Genomic DNA, 18,254 nt, shown 5'->3' on the forward strand with positions numbered 1-18,254 from the left:
CCCCTCACTCCCCGGCCAGGGCCCGTACGACCTCCTCGGCCACACCACGCGCCGAGGCCGGGTTCTGGCCGGTGACCAGACGACCGTCCGTGACGACCTGGGCGGCGAAGTCGGCGGCGGGCACGTGCTCGGCCCCCTGCTCGCGCAGCCGCTCGGCCAGCGGGAACGGAACCACCGCGGTCAGCCCGACCGCCTCCTCCTCGCTGCCGGTGAAGGCCGCGACCCGCCTGCCCGCGACCAGCGGCTTCCCGTCGGACAGTTCGAGGTCGACCAGCGCGGCCGGACCGTGGCAGACGGCCGCGACGACACCACCCCGCTCGTAGACGTCCCGGGTCAACCGGCCGATCCCGGGGTCACCGGGGAAGTCCCACATGGCCCCGTGGCCACCGGCGAAGAACACGGCGTCGTACCTCTCCGGCTCCAGGTCCGCCACCCGCGCGGTCTCTCCGAGCGCGTCGAGGAAACGACGCTGCACCGGGTCGTCGGCGTTCTCGCCGTCACGCGGCGGCACGCCCCCGGCCACGCTGACCACCTCGACCTCGTGCCCGGCCTCGGTGAAGATCTCCCACGGCTCCGCCGCCTCCGACACGTAGAAACCGGTGCTCCTGCCGGTTTCACCCAGCTCGCCATGGCTGGTGAGAACAATCGCGATACGCATGCCATGATCGTCACCCATCTCCCCGCGGACGACCAATAACGCGTTCCGGGTACTACCATCAGAAATCTGATCTCACTCGACCTGCTGCGCACCTTTCTGGCCGTCCACCGGTCAGGGTCGGTCACCCGTGCCGCCGAGCACCTCGGCCTGTCGCAACCCGCCGTGACCGCGCAGGTCAGGGCGCTTGAACGGGCACTCGGACAGCCGTTGTTCGAACGGCTGCCCCGGGGCATGGCCCCGACCCCCGCCGCCGAGGAACTGGCCGGACGCGTCGCGGCGCCGCTCGACGCGCTTGAGGAACTCGACGTCACCGAGGTGCCGGAGCGAGCCGTACATCTCGGTGGGCCCGCGGAGCTGATGTCCGTCCTGGCACTGCCCGCGCTGGCCCCCATGGTCGCCGGGGGGCTGCGGCTGCGGGTGACGCTCGGCCTCGCCGACGACCTGCTCACCACGCTCGCCGGGGGCACGCTCGACCTGGTGGTCTCCACCGTACGGCCCCGAAGGGGTACCGCCCTGACGGCCGAGGCGCTGTGCGACGAGGAGTTCGTGCTGGTCGGCGCCCCCGGCTGGGACCTCGACCGGCTTGAGGCGGCTCCCCTGGTCGCCTACGCGGAGAACCTGCCGATCCTGCGCCGTTACTGGCGGGTCGTCTTCGGGACCCGCCTGACGCGCGGGCCCGCCCTGGTCGTCCCGGACCTGCGCGGGGTCCTCGCCGCGGTGGTCGCGGGCGCGGGGGTGACCGTCCTGCCCCGTTACCTGTGTACGGCGGAGCTGACCGGCGGGCTGCTCGTCCCTCTGCTGGAGCCCGAGCTGCCGCCGATCAACACGCTGTTCCTGGTGTCCCGGGCGGGAAGGCTTCACCCCATGGCCGTCGCGGTCCGCGACCACCTGCTGCGGCGAGGACGTTCCTGGTGACCGGTCACGGAATCCTGGACAGGACGATCACGTGGAGCTCGTTCTTGAGCCTGTAGAACATGATCCGGCCCGTCGGGTCGGTGACGGGGACCCCACCGTTCGCCACCTCCTCCCTCAGGCCCAGGTCGACGGTCGTGCCGGTGTTCACGTCGAAGAGCCCGAGCGCCTGCTCTCCCTCCTTGACGTTGCACAGGTGGAACCGGTCCTGCCTCGGCGGCTCGGGGATCTGGTAACCGACGGGCACGTCCTTCTGCTGTGAGCCGTCACGCAACCGGACGAAGGCCCGTTCGTCGGCCGTCATGCCGATGCAGGAGCGCACCCCGCAGGCGTACACCCGGTCGTTCCCGTCGACGGCGGCCGAGTCGACCTTCCCGGTCTCCAGGTTCACCAGCCGGGTGAAGAGGGGCTTGTCGCGCCCGCCGCCGATGCCCGGCGAACCCGCCCACGGCCACGACAGCAGGTGCTGCCTGTCACCGGCCGGAATCCGCGTCGCCTTCCCCCCGGTCAGGGGAACGGTGAACACCCCGCCGTTCACCGGGGAGAACACGACCTTGCCGTTCGCCACGCCGAAGCCGTCGAATCCCTCCATGTCCTGGTCGGCCACGGGACGGGCCCCCGCACCGTCCAACGAGGCGGCCCAGATGTGGGTCTTGCCCTTCGTCGTGTTCCACCAGGCCACCTGACCGTCGCCGACGCTGAAATCGGAGGCGAACCGCACCGCCTTCTGAGGCTCGGGCACGTCCGCGATCTTCCGCGGCTCCCCGCCGGCCAGGGGGTAGGCGTAGATCGCCTCCGGCCGATCGAAGCCGCGGTCCGCCGCGGCCAGCAGCGTCTGGTCGTCGATCAGGGTGATCGGCCGCAGGTCCCGGCCGTTCGGCGCCTTCAGCGGCAGCTTCACCACGGCCTGCGGCCACACCTGCTCGATCGGCTTGGCCTCGATCTTCGTGGAGGTCATCACCTGGGACGACCTCCCGCCCGTGGCGCCGGCCGACGAGGCCCCCGTGTCACCGCTCACGCGCAGCCCGACCACGCCTCCTCCCGCGACCGCGACCACGGCCGCCGTCGCGAGTGCCGCCTGCAGCCGCCGCCTGCGCCGCCGGTATCCGGTCTCCAGCCGGGCCGCCGCCGTACCGGCCAGCCGGGGTGCGTTTCCCGCCGCGTGCCCCAGGGTCTCCTGCAGGCTCCTTTCAAAATCGTTCATCACCACTCCCCCTGCACTGCGCCGATATTTCCCGAAATTTCATGGCTTTCCGCCCGCATGGCGGAGCGAAGCTTGTCCAACGCCCGTGACGCCTGGCTCCGTACGGTCCCCCGGGAGATCCCCAGGGCCGCCGCGATCTCCGCGTCATCGAGCCCCTCGTAGTACCGCAGCACCAGCACCACCCGCTGCCTGCGCGGCAGTACGGCCAGCGCCTCCCACATCGTCTGCTCCCCACCGTCGGGCAGCTTGTCGTGGTACCCGTGCTCGGGAGGCTCCCAGCTGAGCACCTCACCGCGCCGCAGCCGCCAGATGGCGACGTGCAGCCTGGCCATGATGGTGCGCACGTAACTCTCCGGATTCTCCTTCGTCAGGAGTCGCGGCCAGGCGGCGCGGAGCTTCAGCAACGCCTCCTGCACCAGGTCCGCCGCGTCGTGTGGGTTCCCGGCCAGCACGTAGCCGTAGCGCAACAGCGCGTCCCCCCGCTCGGCGACGAACTCCGCGAACCGTGGATCTGCTTCCAACTACCTTCGCCTCCCGCCGTCCTCATCACCACCCAGATGAGAACGCCCCCCGAACTGTTGCATCCACGGCGAAATTCGCGCGGATCGAGCATGACCTGTCCGAGCCGGCAGGGATCCGCACGACAGGCCGCCTGTCCTGGCTGGTCGGTGTCCCGTGGCTCACAGACCGAGCCGTGGAGCCGCCATTTCCGTGTTCTTCACCGTCCGCAGCCAACACGGCGGTTTCACCGTCGAGGGCCGCGATCCGAATCTTCGGACCTACGTTCGAGTGTGAATCCTCACGATTTTATGGTGCGTCTCTCACAGTTCGTACCGGGAGCGGCCGCCCTCCGGCGTTTCCCGCCTTGCGAGAACTCGGGGGCGTTGACCCTTTCACGTCGAACGAACCGTCCGCAAACAAGGTGACCGCATTTGCTCACTTCCCTTTTCCCTGGAGTTTCCCAAGCCGCCAAGACGATCGATGCAACTCCACCCCCAAGCCGGCCACCGAGGTCGAAGCTCCAGGAAACGGCAGGGTCAGAGCTCCAACCGGGGCGGGCCGGGGCACCCCTTCAGAGAGCGGGAAGGTCATGGCCAGTGGATTTACGGCGTGTTCCACATTGGCCATACCGTGACCCTGTGTACACGGAAGGCCCGGAACAACCACCACACTCAGCATCACCCGGCAAGCCATCACCATAATAATCCTGGATAGGCCGATGAAATAACCATCTCGACCGCTTGACGAATTCAAGAGCAACGATAAAAATGGAAGTTCCGGCCAGATTTCCCCAACCGCAAAGAGATATAACCGCAGTCAAAAATCCCAGGAGCATGAATTATCGCTCACGACGCGAGTAGGGCGATGGGTGAGGACCTCAGAGACCAGGGACACTCCAACGAGCTGGGCGGGACCGTGTTCGGGCCGGCCCTCCAGGCCCGTGACGTTCACGGCGGAATCCATCTGCACCAGACCGCCTCCCCTGAGGCCCCGCTGCTCAAGCCCAACCAGCTCCCGGCCGGGCATCCCATCGTGAATCGCCATGACGAGCTCGCCCTGCTGGACGACATCCGTTCCGGCTCCGGCGGAACAGGGGCTCCCAAGGTCGCGGTGGTCAGCGGCCCGGCAGGCGTTGGCAAGACAGCGATGGCGTTGCACTGGTCGCACCGGGAACACGACTCCTTCCCCGACGGCGGGCTCTTCGCCGACCTGCGGGGACACGCGACCGACAAACCCATCCAGCCGACCGAGGTGCTGGGGTGGTTCATCCGCGCGTTCGGCGTCGAACCCAAGCGCGTCCCCGCCGGACTGGCGGAACGTTCCGCGCTCTACCAGTCGCTGGTGAGCGGACGCCGCCTGGTGGTCATGCTGGACAACGCCATATCGGTCGCACAGGTGACCCCCCTGCTGCCCGCCTCGGCGGAGAGCGTCACGATCGTCACCAGCCGTTGGCGCCTGGCGGGGTTGCTGATGCGCGGTGCCCGAGCCGTACAGCTTGAGCAGCTCAGCCCGAGGTCCTCGATCGAACTTCTCGGACGCACCATCGGCGGCGAGCGGATACGCGCCGAGCAGGAGTCCGCCGAACGGCTGGTCGAGTTGTGCGCCCGGCTGCCGCTCGCCCTGTGCGTCGCCGCCGCCCGGCTTGCCACCAGGCCTCGCTGGCCCCTGTCCGAGATGGTGCAGGCCCTTACCCACGAACGACGGAGGTTGGCGGAGTTGTCGATCGGCGACGAGGACGAGACGAAGGTCCAGGCGGCATTGGCGCTTTCCTACGACGGGCTCTCCTCCGACGACATCAGGCGGATCTACCGGCGGCTCGGCCTCTTCCCCGGCACCACCTTCGACAGCTGGTCGGCCGCCGCGACGGTCGCGATGCCGCGTGCCCACGTGCGGGAACTGCTGGAGATCCTGATCGATGCCAACCTGCTCGACGACGCGCCCGGCGGCCACTACCGCTTCCACGACCTGATTCGGCTGCACGCCCGGGAGATGGCCGAACGGGACGAGTCCGAGGAGGTCCGCGCGCGGACCGTGCACCGGGCGGTCGACTGGTTCCTGTCCACCGCCACGACCGTGAACCGACTGGTCATGCCCTACCGCAAGGTCAACTTCGACGCGGTCGTCAACGAGCCCGCCGAACCTCTCACCTTCGCTGATCGAGCACAGGCGCTCGACTGGCTCGACGACGAACTCCCCAACCTCAGGGCGGCTATCCAGGTCGCCATGGAGCAGCGGCTTTTCCCCACGGCATGGCAGTTGGTGGACGCGCTGTGGCCGCTGTTCCTCTACCGCGGCCGCCATGACGAACGCCTTGAGATCGACAGGATGGGCCTTGAGGCGGCGCGGGCCTGCGCGGACGCCGAGGCCGAGGCCAAGATGCTGAACCGGACCGGGCTGGCACACCGCGCCCTCGGTGAACTCGACGAAGCCGCGGCCGACTTCCATGCGGCGCTGGAGATCTGGCGCCGGGAGGAGAACCGGTATCGCATATCCGGCAGTACACGCAGGCTGGGACTGATCGAGCTGGACCGAGGCCATATCGAGGAGGCCGTCGTACTGCTCCAGGAGTCACTGAGCCAGTACCGAGCGGCGAAGGAGTCGCGCAAGGTCGCGCTTCTCCTCTGCGACCTCAGTGAGGCACTGATCGAACTGGGGAAGACAGCCGAGGCCGTTGACCACCTCGCGGAGGCCGAGGGCCTGCTTGCCGAGGTGGACGACCCACACAACCGGGCCAGGGCACGCATTCTTCTCGGCAGTGCCAGGGGAGGAGAGATTGGGACGGCCCTGGTCGAGCGGGAGTTGGAGGAGATGAAGAGGATCGGTTCGGCGATCGGCCAGGCGCAGGCCCTTCAGGCGTTGGGTGACCTCGCCCTGCGGGAGCACCGTGAACAGGACGCGCGGACCCTCTACGAGGAGGCCCAGCGCGTCCTGGCACAGAGCGGCAGCCGGAGCAGACAGTTACAGGAACGTCTGTCCCGGCTGGCCAGGTGACCACGCCACATCAACCGCCCAGACAGAGCGCGCCGTACCGATGCCCAGACAGGCAACGCTACGGCGCGCGACGAGTTCAGCTGTCCCAGCGTCCGACGACAGTGTTGGGCGTGTGGGCGGCGTCAAGGGCTGACAGTTCGTCGAGGGTCAGTGACGCGGTGACCGACGCTGGAGCACCGACCTTCCAGCCCGCGTGCACCACCGCCAGCCGTAATGCCCGAACCGGATCCTCCGCCTCACACCAGAAGTGCAGGAACGTGGCGAACAGTGCGTCGCCCGCCCCGGTGGTGTTGACGACTCCACGAGGCGCGACCGCCTCCACCCGGACGAGCGTTCCCTCCCTGGTGGCCAGCAGCGCCCCCCGGGCGCCCAGACCGACCCCCGCCAACCGGCAGCGCGGGTAGCGGGCGAACAACCGCCGCACCCACACCTCGGGCGGGTCGGGCAGCCGTTCGTCACTGCAGAAGACGATCGTCGCCGCGTCGAGCCACGGCCGGTTGTACTCCCCGTCGAGGTCGGAGACGAGATGGACGTCCACGGCGATGGGGACGCCGAGCCTGGCGGCGGGGCCGACCAGGTCACGGACGAACTTGGTGTTCGTCAGAACCAGCAGATCGGCGTCGTGGGCGCTCTCCTCAAGCAGGTTCACGGGGTAGAGGGCGGTGTTCACCGGTGTCAGGTGAGGCAGTCCCATCCGGCGGCCGTCGGGGCCGACGAGCGCCACACCCACCGACGACTCGGCCCCCTCGACGATCCCGGGGCCGAGCAGGCCGTTCCTGCCGAGTTCGGCCGCTATGCCGAGGCCGGGCAGGTCACGGCCAAGGACGGTGCACAGGCGGACGTCGTCCCCCAGGGTTCTGAGGATCTGCGCGATGTGCCCGGCCGCCCCGGAGACCCCGGTGGCGATCCACCGGGGAGACGAGGTGGAGGCGTACCGTACCGGGAACTCCGTCACCCCCACCGACATGTAGAGACTGACCGCGCCCGCGACCACGATCCGGCGTGTCACGCCGCCTCCTCTCCCGTACGGACACACGCCCGTCCGGTCGTCTCAAGTGCTTCGATCCGTCCCACGTACCGGCCGAAGAACACCGAGTCCGTGGTCAGGGCGTCGAGCGGCATCCCGGCGGCGCGCCAGCCGTACAGGAAGGAGCCGCAGAGCGCGGGACGCGCGCTTCCTGCGATCGTGACGAGCCGTCCGTCGCGCAGCGCGGCCAGGCAGCCGGGCGGACGCGCGCCGACCGCGACCTCGCAACCCGGGTAGCGGCCGAGGATCTCGCCTCCCGGCTGCGGGGTCACGAGCACGTCGGCCACCTCGTACCAGTCCCGGTCCGCCCGCTCGTCGAGACGGGCCACAACGTGCGTGCCGTCGAAGATCCTGGTGCCTCGGGGCGTGCCGCGCCTGAGGGTTCCTCGGCCGGGGGTGAGGAGCATGACGTGGGTCTCACGGACCGACGTCACCATGAGTGCCGATGTCCCCTGGCGCGGTATGGCAACGCCGCGCCGTTCGACCGTGGGCAGGTGCCCCACCCTGAACAGCTGGGCTGTGACGAACCTGTTGGTCATGGCCGTTCTCCTCACGCGGCGAGCCGGGGAGCCGGCACCGCCGGGGTCACGTGGACGTGCTCGGGCCGTCGTAAGCCCAGTAAGCGGTAGATGAGACGGCGCATGTTCTGGTCGAAACGGCCCGGCTCCGAGGTGATCAGCTCGGTGACCGCCTGGTAGCGGTCGGGCCGCATCTCCTTGGCCGCCCGGTCGAGCTGGGCACGCAGCGAACCACGCCGGGAGACCCGGGGGGCGACGGCCGCCAGCTTGGCGAGACCGGAGGCCGGGTCGACGTCCGCGTTCGGGAACCCGGCCAGCATGACGGGCTTACCGGTGACGGCGCCGTACAGGGTGACCGAGCCGTGGTCGCCGATGATCCAGTCGGCGGCGGCGAGGACCGCGCGCCAGTCGACGTCGGGCGGGATCAGGCTCAGCCCGTTCCTCAGCTCGTCGGCGAGCCAGGCCCGCACCTGCCAGATGCCGTGCCCGAACCAGACGTTGGGGTGGAAGAGCACCGCGACGCGGAACTCCTCGCGCGGCAGTTCGGCCAGCAGGCGCGGCAGCAGGTCGGAGTGCCTGCCGAACAGCGACTGCTGCCCCCAGGTCGAGGTGACCACGACCAGCTTCTGACCCGGACCGACCTTCAGCGCCCGCCGGTAGAGGTCGCGGTGCGGCAGGCTGGCCACCAGCAGGTCGTGGGAGGAGTCGCCGACGACCGCCGCGACGGGAAGCGCCTGCGGACACGTACGGGCCAGCCGCCCGAGCTCGATCTCGTGCGGCAGGATGATCGCCGCGGGCAGCACGGCGCCGTCGCGCATCAACCGCTGGGCGTCGAGCCCGTACGGCGCGCGGTCCTCCGCTCTGGCCCCGTCCCTGGCGGGCACCAGCTTGTTGAAACCCGCACCGTGCGGCATGACGGCCAGCGGCGCGTGGATCTCGTGGATCGATCCAAGGCTCGCGGCCAGGGCGAGATCGAACCTTTCGTGCTTTGCCTGCTCCCAAGGAATCATCACGGCGCTCAGGCCGCTGACGAACTCGTCGACCCCGTCGTTGAAGACGTCCGGAGCCTTGGTGAAGACGACCTGGATCCCCAGGTTCGACTCCAGCAGACGGACCGTGTCCAGCAGTCGTTGCCCCGCGGTCACGGTGTGGACGGCCACCAGGACCGTCTTGCAGTCTCCGCGCGTCACCCATCGACGGGAGTCGCGCCCGACGGTGACCCTGTTCCATTCGCGATCGGACATTTTCCTGCCCCACCCTCTTGGATTCATCCGGTCTTCGGCAGTGGGCGAAGCCCACCAACCGGAGCGTCACCCCTCGACCTTGCGGAAACCCTTGCGGAAACCCTGTGCCATCTCGTACGGCCCCATACGAGATGGGCGTCAATAACGTGAGATGCAGAAGTGACATGACGGCCCTGGATCCGCCCAAATTTCAATGAAAAAATCTCACGTAGATGCTGACGCCCTAGGTAAAGGGGCTCGAATGGAATTCCGTATTCTCGGTCCAGTCGAGTTATGGTCCAGTGGACAACGCCACGACCTGGGACAGGCCAAAGCACGTCTCATTTTGGCCATCCTCCTCATGACTCCGGGAAGACCGGTAACCGTGGAGTCGCTCGTCCACAAGGTCTGGGGCGACGATGCGCCCCCCAAGGCCAGGGACAGCCTGTACAGCCATGTCGCCCGGCTGAGAGGCTTCCTCAACGGCACCGCTCACCTGCGACGACATGCCGGGGCCTATCTTCTCGATACCGACCCGGAGAACGTCGACTACCACCGGTTCTTGAGGCTTCGTGCACAGGCCAGGGAAAGCGACACGGCCGAACGGGCCATACGTCTCTATCGCGAGGCGGACGCGCTGCACCGGGGAGAGGCACTGACAGGCCTGACGGGATCATGGGCCGAACAAACCCGGGAGAAAATCGAAGGAGAAGTGCTCGACAGCAGGATCGAACGCATCGAACTCGAAATTCAGCACGGCCAAAAATCCGACGACAGCGCGGAACTCGTTGAGCTGGTCAACAAATTTCCGTTCCGTGAGAAGCTCGTCGAGCTTCACATGCGGAAACTCTGCCACGAAGGGCGACCGACGGAGGCGCTCAACGCCTACGCACGGGCGCGGCAGAAACTCGTCAACGAACTCGGCACGGAGCCCGGCCCCGCGCTCCAGGAACTGCACCTGCGCATTCTCAAGGGCGACCCCACGTTGCTGCCCGCCCCCAGGAAAGACACCGCTCCGAACACCCTGCCCCGGGACAAGCAGACCTTCACCGGCCGCACCGAGGAGCTGGACCGGCTGGTCGGTTTCCAGGCACGGCGGGACACGGTCACCGTACTGGCGATCGACGGCATGGCCGGGGTCGGCAAGACGGCGCTGGCCGTACATCTGGCGCACCGGCTCACTGGTGACTATCCGGACGGACAGCTCTACCTCGACCTGCACGGCCACGACGCCCGGCAAGACGCGATGGACCCGGCGACCGCTCTGGACAGGCTCCTGCGAGAACTCGGCATCCCCGGCAAACTCGTGCCGAACGGCCTGGACGAGCGCGCCGCGATGTGGCGGGCCGAGTTGGCCCGCCGCAAGGTGCTCATCCTCCTCGACAACGCCGCTCGGCACGACCAGATCAGCGACCTTCTTCCTGGGACGCCCGGCAGTCTCGTCGTGATCACCAGCAGACGGCGGCTGGCCGGACTCGACGACGTCCACTCCCTCTCGCTGAACGTCCTGTCGCCCGAGGACGGCGCCATGCTCCTACGTCGCGTCGCCGGCGTTCAGCGAATCCTCCCGGAGGAGGACGTCGCCTCCGTCGTACGGCTCTGCGGTCACCTTCCCCTGGCGATTCGACTGGTCGGCAGTCGGCTCAAGAACAGGCCCGCCTGGAACGCGGCCGACATCGCGGAACTGCTCAGCAGGACTCGACGAAGACTGCCCGCCATCAAGGCTGGGAACCGCGAGATCACCGCTGCCTTCGAACTGTCCTTTCACGCTCTTGACGAACGTCTGAAGCAGGCGTTCTGGCGGATCGGCCTGCACCCCGGTGCGGACCTCACTCCTGAGAGCGCGTCGGCACTGTTGGACACGAACCGCGCCGAGACCGAGGAGATCCTCGACGAGTTCGTCGATCACCATCTGATCGAAGAACCCCGCAAGGGCCGTTACCGCTTCCACGATCTCATCCGTGAGTACGCCCTCCTGCTGTCGGACCGCGAGCCGGAGGCGTCCCGCACCGAGGTCCTGGAGCGGGCCTTCGACCACTACCTCCTCACGGCGGACGCGGCGGACCGCCTCCTCTACCCCTACCGCGCCCGCACCCCGATCGAGATTCCCGGTCCGTCGCCCAGGGTGGTCGAATTCAGCGACACCGACCAGGCTCGCTCCTGGCTGGAAGCCGAACTGAACAACCTGGTCCTTGTCGCCCACCATGCCACCGGCCACGGGTGGGCCAAACACGCCGCCCTACTCGCACACGTACTCAGCCGTCACCTGGACTTGTGGGGACACTGGACCGAAGGGGCCGCCCTCCACGAGCGGGCGATGGTGACCTGGCACGAACTGGATGACCGTCCAGGCCTGGCTCGTGCCATGACCGACCTCAGCGTGGCCAGGTGGCAGACTGGCCAATACGACGAGGCGCTTCATCTGGCAACCGAGGCATTGGAGATCCAACGAGCTGCAGCAGACCAGAAGGCGGTCAGCTACTTACTCGACCACATTGGCCTAGTGCACTGGCGTCGCTCCGAGTTCGACGTCGCCTTCGGCTACTTCAATCAGGCTTTATCGCTGCGTAGAGCGATTGGGGACCGTCATGGCCAGGCAGACAGCCTCAACCACATCGCTTTCATCCACAGTCACCGAGGAAACCATCTCTGGGCCGCCGAATGTCTGTGGGAAGCGTTCGGCATGTGTCAGGAGGATGCTGACCTGCGTGGCCAGCAGGTCACGATGAACAACATTGGCGACGTCGAGATAAGTCTCGGTCACTACGATAGAGCGCTACGCCACTACCAGCAGGCGGCTTCCTTCGACCCGCGCATGGGCCCGCAGAGCGAGGCAATCTGGCTCAACAACGTGGCCAACGCCTACCAGGGCATGGGGCGCTACACAGACGCCCTTGAATTCTACCGAAAATCCTTCAAAGGGTACCAGAGAATTGGCGACCGGGGGCACGAAGCCGGCGTCCTAAACGACATCGGAAGTTGTTATATGCGGATGGGAAGAAGCCGGGAGGCACTCATCCATCATCAGAAGGCCGCGAACATATCGATCGAGATATCAGACCACTATCAGGAAATTGTTTCCCTTCGCAGCATCGGCACAATACACCGGAACGCAAAAAATCAGGAAATCGCCCTAAGCTTCTTCAAGAAAGCCCTCGATCTAGCGCGTAGCATCGGCGACATTCATCAGGAAGCAGGAATCCTCGATGAGATGGGATCCACACTCACCCGCGCGAGAGAGACGAAACAGGCAGAGTGACGCCAGCAACATATCCCCACCTCTAAAAAGGTATCTAGATTCATCGAAGCGGGCCACCTGGAACCCCATTTGACAATCATAGAGACCCACTCAGCCGCACCAGCCGTAACCGGCACTCAGACCCACCGGGCAGACCAGATCAGCCTTGAAGCAAGCAGGCCTCCCCTGTATCGTTCCAGTTGAGCCATAGCAGACCCAAAATCGGTCAGTTGGACATGAACCCTTCGCCTTGTGCAGATAACACTCTCCACAGAAAGCATCGAGTACGATAGGAACACGGCATCAGAAGCCGACAGCTATCCCTCGATGTAAAGGACACCGGGTTCACCATGCCCTTTTCTGTCACTTTGTTGATGGCCGTCAAAGACGTCTTCATGACCTACATCATGAATAATTTAGACTTTGCCGCTCTCATTATACAGAGCCTTTCTTAAATAGCGGAAAGCGCGATCCACAGATAGAGCAATGGGCGTGGCCCGCGGTCACGGACGCGCACAGGACTATGCAAGCGTCAGAGCCTCATCCTGGAAGAACCGGCCGAGGGACCGTCAGCAAGGAAATGGCCGATCAACCTTGTAAGTTCTACCGGGTAGACCGTCTGGTCGGTGGCATTCAGATCCTCCAGCGTCCACCATTTCCAAGCCAGGATGCCGTCGGTCTGCGTGGCGCGGGCAGGGTCGGCATGACCGACTGAGAGGCGGACGACGAAGTAGCGCTCGACCTGCCGGACGGTCTCCCCCTGGACCAGGTGTTCCTTGGTGCGGGTGGCGATCTGTGGGCCGATCTCCACATCCGCGACGCCGAGTTCCTCACCGAGTTCCCTGCGAACGGCAGCCCGATAGTCTTCTCCCGGGTCGAGCGCTCCTCCGGGGGTCGCCCAGAAAACCTTGCCGCCCTCGTCGTAGCGGAGCAGTAGGACACGGTCGTTCTCGTCCAGGACGACGGCGCGGGCGGCCTCTCGGATTCTCGGAGTGCTCATTTCTCCATCCTCCCTCCGAGCTTCTCCACCAGGTATTCGCCCAGGCACAAGGCATCCAGATCGCTCGCCTGGAACGTCGCGAGCGCATCCGCCGGGGTCTCCACGATCGGTTCGCGGTCGTTGAAGCTGGTGTTGAGCACGACGGGCACGCCAGTGAGCGCCCCGAAGCGTTCGATGAGTGTGGCGAAACGTGGTGAGACCGTGGGGTCGACGGTCTGGACGCGGGCGGTTCCATCAACGTGGACCACACCGGGAATCTGGCGCCGTAGCGGACGGCGGGTGCGAGCAGCATGAACGGGGACGGGCCGTCCAGGTCGAACCAGCGGGAGGCGTCGGCGGTGAGAACGGCGGGGGCGAACGGCCGGAAGGGTTCGCGGTGCTTGATCCGGTCGTTCAGCGCGTCCCTGCCCGCGGTGCCGCGTGGGTCGGCCAGGATCGAGCGGTTGCCCAGCGCCCGAGGACCGAGTTCGCTACCGCCCTGGAACCAGCCGACCAGACACCCGTCGGCGAGCATCTGCGCGGCGCAGGTGGCGATGTCGCTCTCCCGGCGCCAAGTGAAGGGGGCGAAGCGACGTTCGACAAGCCCTGAGCGGGGGTCGCGGTTCAACGCCAGTTCGATTTCCTCGTCGGAGTAGGAGCGGCCGAAGGAGTCCACGGTCAGAGGGCGGCGAGGTAGTTCACCGGTGAGCTGGTGCAGGCCGTACAGGGCGTTGCCAAGAGCTTGGCCACGGTCGGAGGCCGGAGGCGGGACGAACAGACCACTCACCTCGGGCAGGCGGCGAATCCTGTCGTTGGCGACGCAGTTGAGCGCGACCCCACCGGCCATGCACACCGCACTCACCCCCAGGGGCGACCAGAAAAGTAGGTCGGTCACCATGGTGCACACGTGTCTGACCATGACGGTTTCATCCGAACCGGATGACGGAGTGCACCCAACTGGTCGCTGTGGGCGGAGGTCAGGTGATGTACGGCGGGAGCAGGCGTTTGGCGGTCGCGCTCACTTCGGCGATTTCCGCCGCGCTCAGTGTCGCCGGTTGCCTGGTGATCCAGCCACGCACCTGAGAGGCGCGCAGCAGCGGCACGCCGGACGCCTTCGCCACCCGCAGCAACGGCATGTCGGCTCCGTGGACGGCCACTACGGGGACGACGATGACGCGACGCCCAAGTTCCCGGGTAAGGGTGTCGGCCACCCGCCCCGCCTCGTAGAGCACGGGCCTGACGATCTGCCCGCCGGAGGCGCCGCCGACCCTGACCGACCGTCCGCGCCGGACCAGCCGCTTTCCCCGGTGCCAGTTCTTGGTGTCCACCACGAAGACGCCCGTCTTCCCGATCACCAGATGGTCGACGTTGGCCCGGCCGCTGGGCAGGGCCCGGTCGTGGAGCACGGTGTATCCGTGCCGCCCCAGAGGACGCAGCATCCTGGCGGTACGCCGTTCGCCGATCGCCCCTTTGCGCCAGGTTCGTACGGCCTCGTGCCGACGCCAGCGGTACACCGTGTCGGCGGTCCCGACCACAACGGCGACCAGCAGGGCCGTCGGCCAGTTCCACAGCCACCACACCGCGATCGCGCTCACCAGCACGAGCCCCGCCCGCAGCGCCAGCCGCCGAGTCCTCCCCTCGGCGAGCTTCGCCCGATACTGCGCATACGCCGAGGCGCCCGCACCAGCCGTACCGGATGGGCGAAAGAACATGAAACAACCTCCGGGGGAAGAACATCAATGCATACCCCAGAAATGTATAACGATCATCAACAATAGAAGAATACGGTTTTCGGCACACCCATATTCATATATCCGAAAATCAAATCCCAACGATTGACGTCTGCGCCGTCTCTCGGAAGAAGAACGGCCCGAACGAGGTGATCGTTGCACGCCGTACCCGCTCGCACGCAGCCACATGACGGAACCGATGACAGTTCCGTCGAGCGCCGGACAGCCGCCGATGTGGCTATTCGGTGGGACGCCGACCCCCGCCGCACCTCGCCGGGCCCCGCCGCTCACCGAACCCGCCGCGCCCCGCGAAGAGGCCGGCCGCGAAAGCGCCGTCCGTGACCGGGCCCGGTGGTTCCGGGGAGAAAACCGGTTTCCCGCCCATACCGGTTTCAATACACTCGCCACGAACGGCGCATCGGGCGTTGTGACGAGAGAGGGGCCAGTCGTGCGACACAGCACCGCTGCGATCGTCCCCCCGTCACGGCACGAGGTGATCCTGGTGTCTTCGTCGTCCCGGTGTCCGCTGCGCGGCTGACACCGGACGACCTCCTGACGACCATCTGATCCCTGTCCGGCGCCGAAGTCGCCGGACGGGTCCTTCCCGATGCGGTCACCCCGCACGAGGACTCCCCACGGCCCGGTCCCGGGCCGTCTCGTCAGGCAATCGCGCTGTCCTGTCCGGATCCCCGAGAAGGGCCGTAGGCCGTGCGTACCGACCAGTTGAACAACGTCCGCAACCTGGGCATCCTCGCCCACGTCGACGCCGGGAAGACCACCGTCACCGAACGGATCCTGTACGTCACCGGCACCACCCACAAGCGTGGCGAGGTGCACGACGGGACGACCGTCACCGACTTCGACCCCCAGGAGCGTGATCGTGGGATCACCATCTTCGCCGCGGCGGTGAGCTGCGTCTGGGACGGTCACCGGATCAACCTGCTCGACACCCCGGGCCACGTCGACTTCTCCGACGAGGTGGAGCGCTCGCTGCGGGTGCTCGACGGCGCGATCGCGGTCTTCGACGGCGTCGCGGGAGTCGAGCCGCAGAGCGAGGCGGTGTGGCGGCGGGCCGACCGGCACGGGGTGCCGCGGATCGCCTTCGTCAACAAGCTGGACCGCGCCGGAGCCGACCTCGACACGGCCGTCGAATCGATCCGCACCCGGTTGCACGGGACCCCGCTGGTGGTCCAGCTGCCGATCGGGCGGGAGGACACGTTCACCGGGGTGGTGGACCTGCCGCGGATGCGGGCGCTGCTCTGGACCGACGACGGCGTGTTCACGGAGGGCCCGGTGCCGGACCCCCTGCTGGAGGAGGCGCTCCGGCGTCGCCGGCTGCTGGAGGAGACGGTGGCCGAACTGCATCCCGTCGCGCTGGAGGAGTTCTGCGCGGAGTCGGCGATCTCCGCGCGGACCTTCGCCACCGTGCTGCGCGACCTGACCCGTACCGGTGAGGGCGTGGTGGTGGTGTGCGGATCGGCCTACCGCGACCGGGGGATCGAGCCGCTGCTGGACGCCGCCGTGTCCTACCTGCCCTCCCCGCTGGACGTGCCCGCGGTGCGCGGCGTCCAGGACGGCTCGCCGCAGGAGCGCGCCGCCGACCCGGCGGCACCGTTCTCCGCCCTGGTGTTCAAGGTGAACGCGACCGCCACCGGGCGGCTGACGTACGTGCGGGTGTACTCGGGAACGGTACGGAAGGGGGACACGGTGCTGGACGCCGGAACGGGACGCACCGAGCGGATCGGCCGGATCCTGCGGGTGCGGGCCGACCGGCACACCGAGGTGGACCGGGCGGTGGCCGGGGACATCGTCGCGGTGGTCGGGCTGAAGACGTCCCGCACCGGGACCACCCTGTGCGCGCCCTCGGCGCCGTTGCTCCTCGAACCGCCGGCCGCGACCGACCCGGTGGTCTCCGTCGCGGTCGAGGCGCGCGGGGGCGGCGACGCCGACCGGTTGGCGACGGCTCTGGCGCGGCTGGTCGAGGAGGATCCCTCGCTGGCCGTCAGGACCGACGCCGAGACCGGTCAGACGGTGCTTTCCGGCATGGGCGAGCTGCACCTGGAGGTCGCGGTCGAGAAGATCCGGCGCGCCAACGGGCTGGAGGTCCGCGTGGGCCGGCCGCAGGTCGCCCACCGGGAGACGGTCGCCTCGGGGGTGTCCGGGCTGCTGTACCGGCACGTCAAGCAGGACGGGGGCGCCGGTCAGTTCGCCCACGTCGTCCTTGACGTGGACCCCTTGGAGGCCGGGTTCGAGTTCCGCTCGTCCGTCACCGGCGGACGGGTCCCGCAGGAGTACGTCCAAGCGGTGGAGGCCGGGTTCGAGTTCCGCTCGACCGTCACCGGTGGACGGGTTCCCCGGGAGTACGTCCGGGCGGTGGAGGCCGGTTGCCGGGACGCCCTGGCCGAGGGTCCGCTCGGCGGTCATCCGGTGACGGGTCTGCGGGTCACGCTGACCGACGGGGCCACCCACCCCAAGGACTCCTCCGAGCTCGCGTTCCGGGCGGCCGGTCGGTTCGCGCTGCGGGAGGCCCTGCGCGCCTGCCGGATGGTGCTGCTGGAACCGGTGGTCGAGGTCACGGTCGTCGTGCCCGGTGACACCGCGGGTGGGGTGCTGGGCGACCTGGCGGCACGGCGTGGCCGGATCCTGGACACGAGCGCGAGGACGGACACGGTGGTGATCACCGCGACTGTTCCACTGGCCGAGGTGTTCGGATACGCGACCCGGCTGCGCGGCCGGACCCGGGGGCGGGGGATCTTCACCACCCGGGCCGCGGGTTACGCCCCGGTGCCGGGCGTGACCTCCGCCGGGGAACCGTCCCGGTAGGACCTGACGACGGCCCCGCCCGCGTGCGCGCGGGCGGGGCCCAGGTGGCCCCGTTCGGCGTCCTACAGCCGGGCCTCACCCACGTGCGCGCGGGAGGGCCTTCAGGGTCGCGAGTGCGGGCCGCACGAAGGATGCCTCACCCGCGCGTGGGAGGGCCTTCCGAGTCGGCCAAGAACTCTGACATCGCGCCTCACCCCCGCGTGCGCGCTGAGGGCCCTTGGGGCGACGGCTCCCACGTGCGCATGTGTTTTGTCAGTGACGATCCCTAATGTCCCGCGCATGACAAGTGCGACGTGGGCGTACGGTTACGCCGCGCCTCCCAACCCGGTTGAGGGTCGTCCGGAACGGTCGGCCTCCGGCTGCGCCGCGTCGAGCGCGTGGGAGGCCGAACCGCCGGGAACGCGCCACACGTCGGCTCACCGACGCGGTTTCTTCGGGGAGAACATGATG

General features: G+C 67.8%; 12 protein-coding genes and 1 pseudogene. 4 read left to right on the forward strand and 9 right to left on the reverse strand.

From position 1 onward, the window contains the following. Nucleotides 1-4: 4 nt before the first annotated feature. Nucleotides 5-658, reverse strand: a complete 654-nt coding sequence (locus tag ACFYY8_RS30145; protein WP_390046709.1) for a type 1 glutamine amidotransferase domain-containing protein — start codon at nt 656-658, stop codon at nt 5-7. A gap of 69 nt (nt 659-727) precedes the next feature. Here ACFYY8_RS30145 and ACFYY8_RS30150 point away from each other — a divergent pair, with 69 nt between their 5' ends. Continuing rightward, the gene (locus ACFYY8_RS30150) at nt 728-1,573 is read left to right on the forward strand and encodes a LysR family transcriptional regulator (protein ID WP_390046889.1); all 846 of its coding nucleotides are present in this window, start codon (nt 728-730) and stop codon (nt 1,571-1,573) included. Nucleotides 1,574-1,577: 4 nt separating this feature from the next. Here the strand turns inward: ACFYY8_RS30150 and ACFYY8_RS30155 are convergent, their stop codons facing one another. Next, on the reverse strand, nt 1,578-2,774 hold the full coding sequence (locus ACFYY8_RS30155) for a hypothetical protein (RefSeq protein WP_390046710.1): 1,197 nt from the start codon (nt 2,772-2,774) through the stop codon (nt 1,578-1,580). After that, nucleotides 2,774-3,295 carry a SigE family RNA polymerase sigma factor gene (locus tag ACFYY8_RS30160; protein WP_390046712.1) on the reverse strand — a complete coding sequence of 174 codons (522 nt, stop codon included), beginning with the start codon at nt 3,293-3,295 and terminating at the stop codon, nt 2,774-2,776. Before ACFYY8_RS30160 ends, ACFYY8_RS30155 begins: the two co-directional genes overlap by 1 nt. Before the next feature lie 844 nt (nt 3,296-4,139). Here ACFYY8_RS30160 and ACFYY8_RS30165 point away from each other — a divergent pair. Next, nucleotides 4,140-6,266: an ATP-binding protein gene (locus tag ACFYY8_RS30165; protein ID WP_390046714.1), complete on the forward strand. Its 2,127-nt coding sequence runs from the start codon at nt 4,140-4,142 to the stop codon at nt 6,264-6,266. Nucleotides 6,267-6,342: 76 nt separating this feature from the next. Here the strand turns inward: ACFYY8_RS30165 and ACFYY8_RS30170 are convergent, their stop codons facing one another. From ACFYY8_RS30170 to ACFYY8_RS30180, 3 genes are read right to left on the reverse strand one after another with little or no spacing between them, the layout of a single operon-like run. Further along, entirely contained in the window at nt 6,343-7,275 is a 933-nt protein-coding gene (locus ACFYY8_RS30170; protein ID WP_390046716.1) for a carbohydrate kinase family protein, read from the reverse strand. Beyond that, nucleotides 7,272-7,832 (reverse strand): hypothetical protein, encoded by a 561-nt coding sequence (locus tag ACFYY8_RS30175; RefSeq protein ID WP_390046718.1) that lies wholly within the window; start codon nt 7,830-7,832, stop codon nt 7,272-7,274. Before ACFYY8_RS30175 ends, ACFYY8_RS30170 begins: the two co-directional genes overlap by 4 nt. Nucleotides 7,833-7,843: 11 nt before the next feature. Further along, nucleotides 7,844-9,055, reverse strand: coding sequence for a hypothetical protein (locus tag ACFYY8_RS30180; RefSeq protein WP_390046720.1), 1,212 nt, complete (start codon nt 9,053-9,055; stop codon nt 7,844-7,846). Nucleotides 9,056-9,296: 241 nt separating this feature from the next. Here ACFYY8_RS30180 and ACFYY8_RS30185 point away from each other — a divergent pair, with 241 nt between their 5' ends. Then, nucleotides 9,297-12,293, forward strand: a complete 2,997-nt coding sequence (locus ACFYY8_RS30185) for a tetratricopeptide repeat protein (RefSeq protein ID WP_390046722.1) — start codon at nt 9,297-9,299, stop codon at nt 12,291-12,293. A gap of 511 nt (nt 12,294-12,804) precedes the next feature. Here the strand turns inward: ACFYY8_RS30185 and ACFYY8_RS30190 are convergent. The 3 genes and pseudogenes from ACFYY8_RS30190 to ACFYY8_RS30200 all read right to left on the reverse strand — a co-directional run bounded on the left by ACFYY8_RS30190 (nt 12,805) and on the right by ACFYY8_RS30200 (nt 14,963). Continuing rightward, on the reverse strand, nt 12,805-13,272 hold the full coding sequence (locus ACFYY8_RS30190) for an NUDIX hydrolase (RefSeq protein ID WP_390046724.1): 468 nt from the start codon (nt 13,270-13,272) through the stop codon (nt 12,805-12,807). Further along, nucleotides 13,269-14,170 (reverse strand): annotated as a pseudogene (locus tag ACFYY8_RS30195) (carbamoyltransferase C-terminal domain-containing protein). The gene ACFYY8_RS30190 and the pseudogene ACFYY8_RS30195 overlap by 4 nt, the downstream one beginning before the upstream one ends. 58 nt (nt 14,171-14,228) lie before the next feature. Then, nucleotides 14,229-14,963, reverse strand: coding sequence for a nuclease-related domain-containing protein (locus ACFYY8_RS30200; RefSeq protein ID WP_390046726.1), 735 nt, complete (start codon nt 14,961-14,963; stop codon nt 14,229-14,231). Between the two features lie 726 nt (nt 14,964-15,689). Here ACFYY8_RS30200 and ACFYY8_RS30205 point away from each other — a divergent pair. Continuing rightward, the gene (locus ACFYY8_RS30205; protein WP_390046729.1) at nt 15,690-17,804 is read left to right on the forward strand and encodes an elongation factor G; all 2,115 of its coding nucleotides are present in this window, start codon (nt 15,690-15,692) and stop codon (nt 17,802-17,804) included. Nucleotides 17,805-18,254 lie beyond the last annotated feature (450 nt).

The organism is Streptosporangium sp. NPDC001559, from assembly GCF_042893955.1.
In the GTDB taxonomy this organism is placed as follows: domain Bacteria; phylum Actinomycetota; class Actinomycetes; order Streptosporangiales; family Streptosporangiaceae; genus Streptosporangium.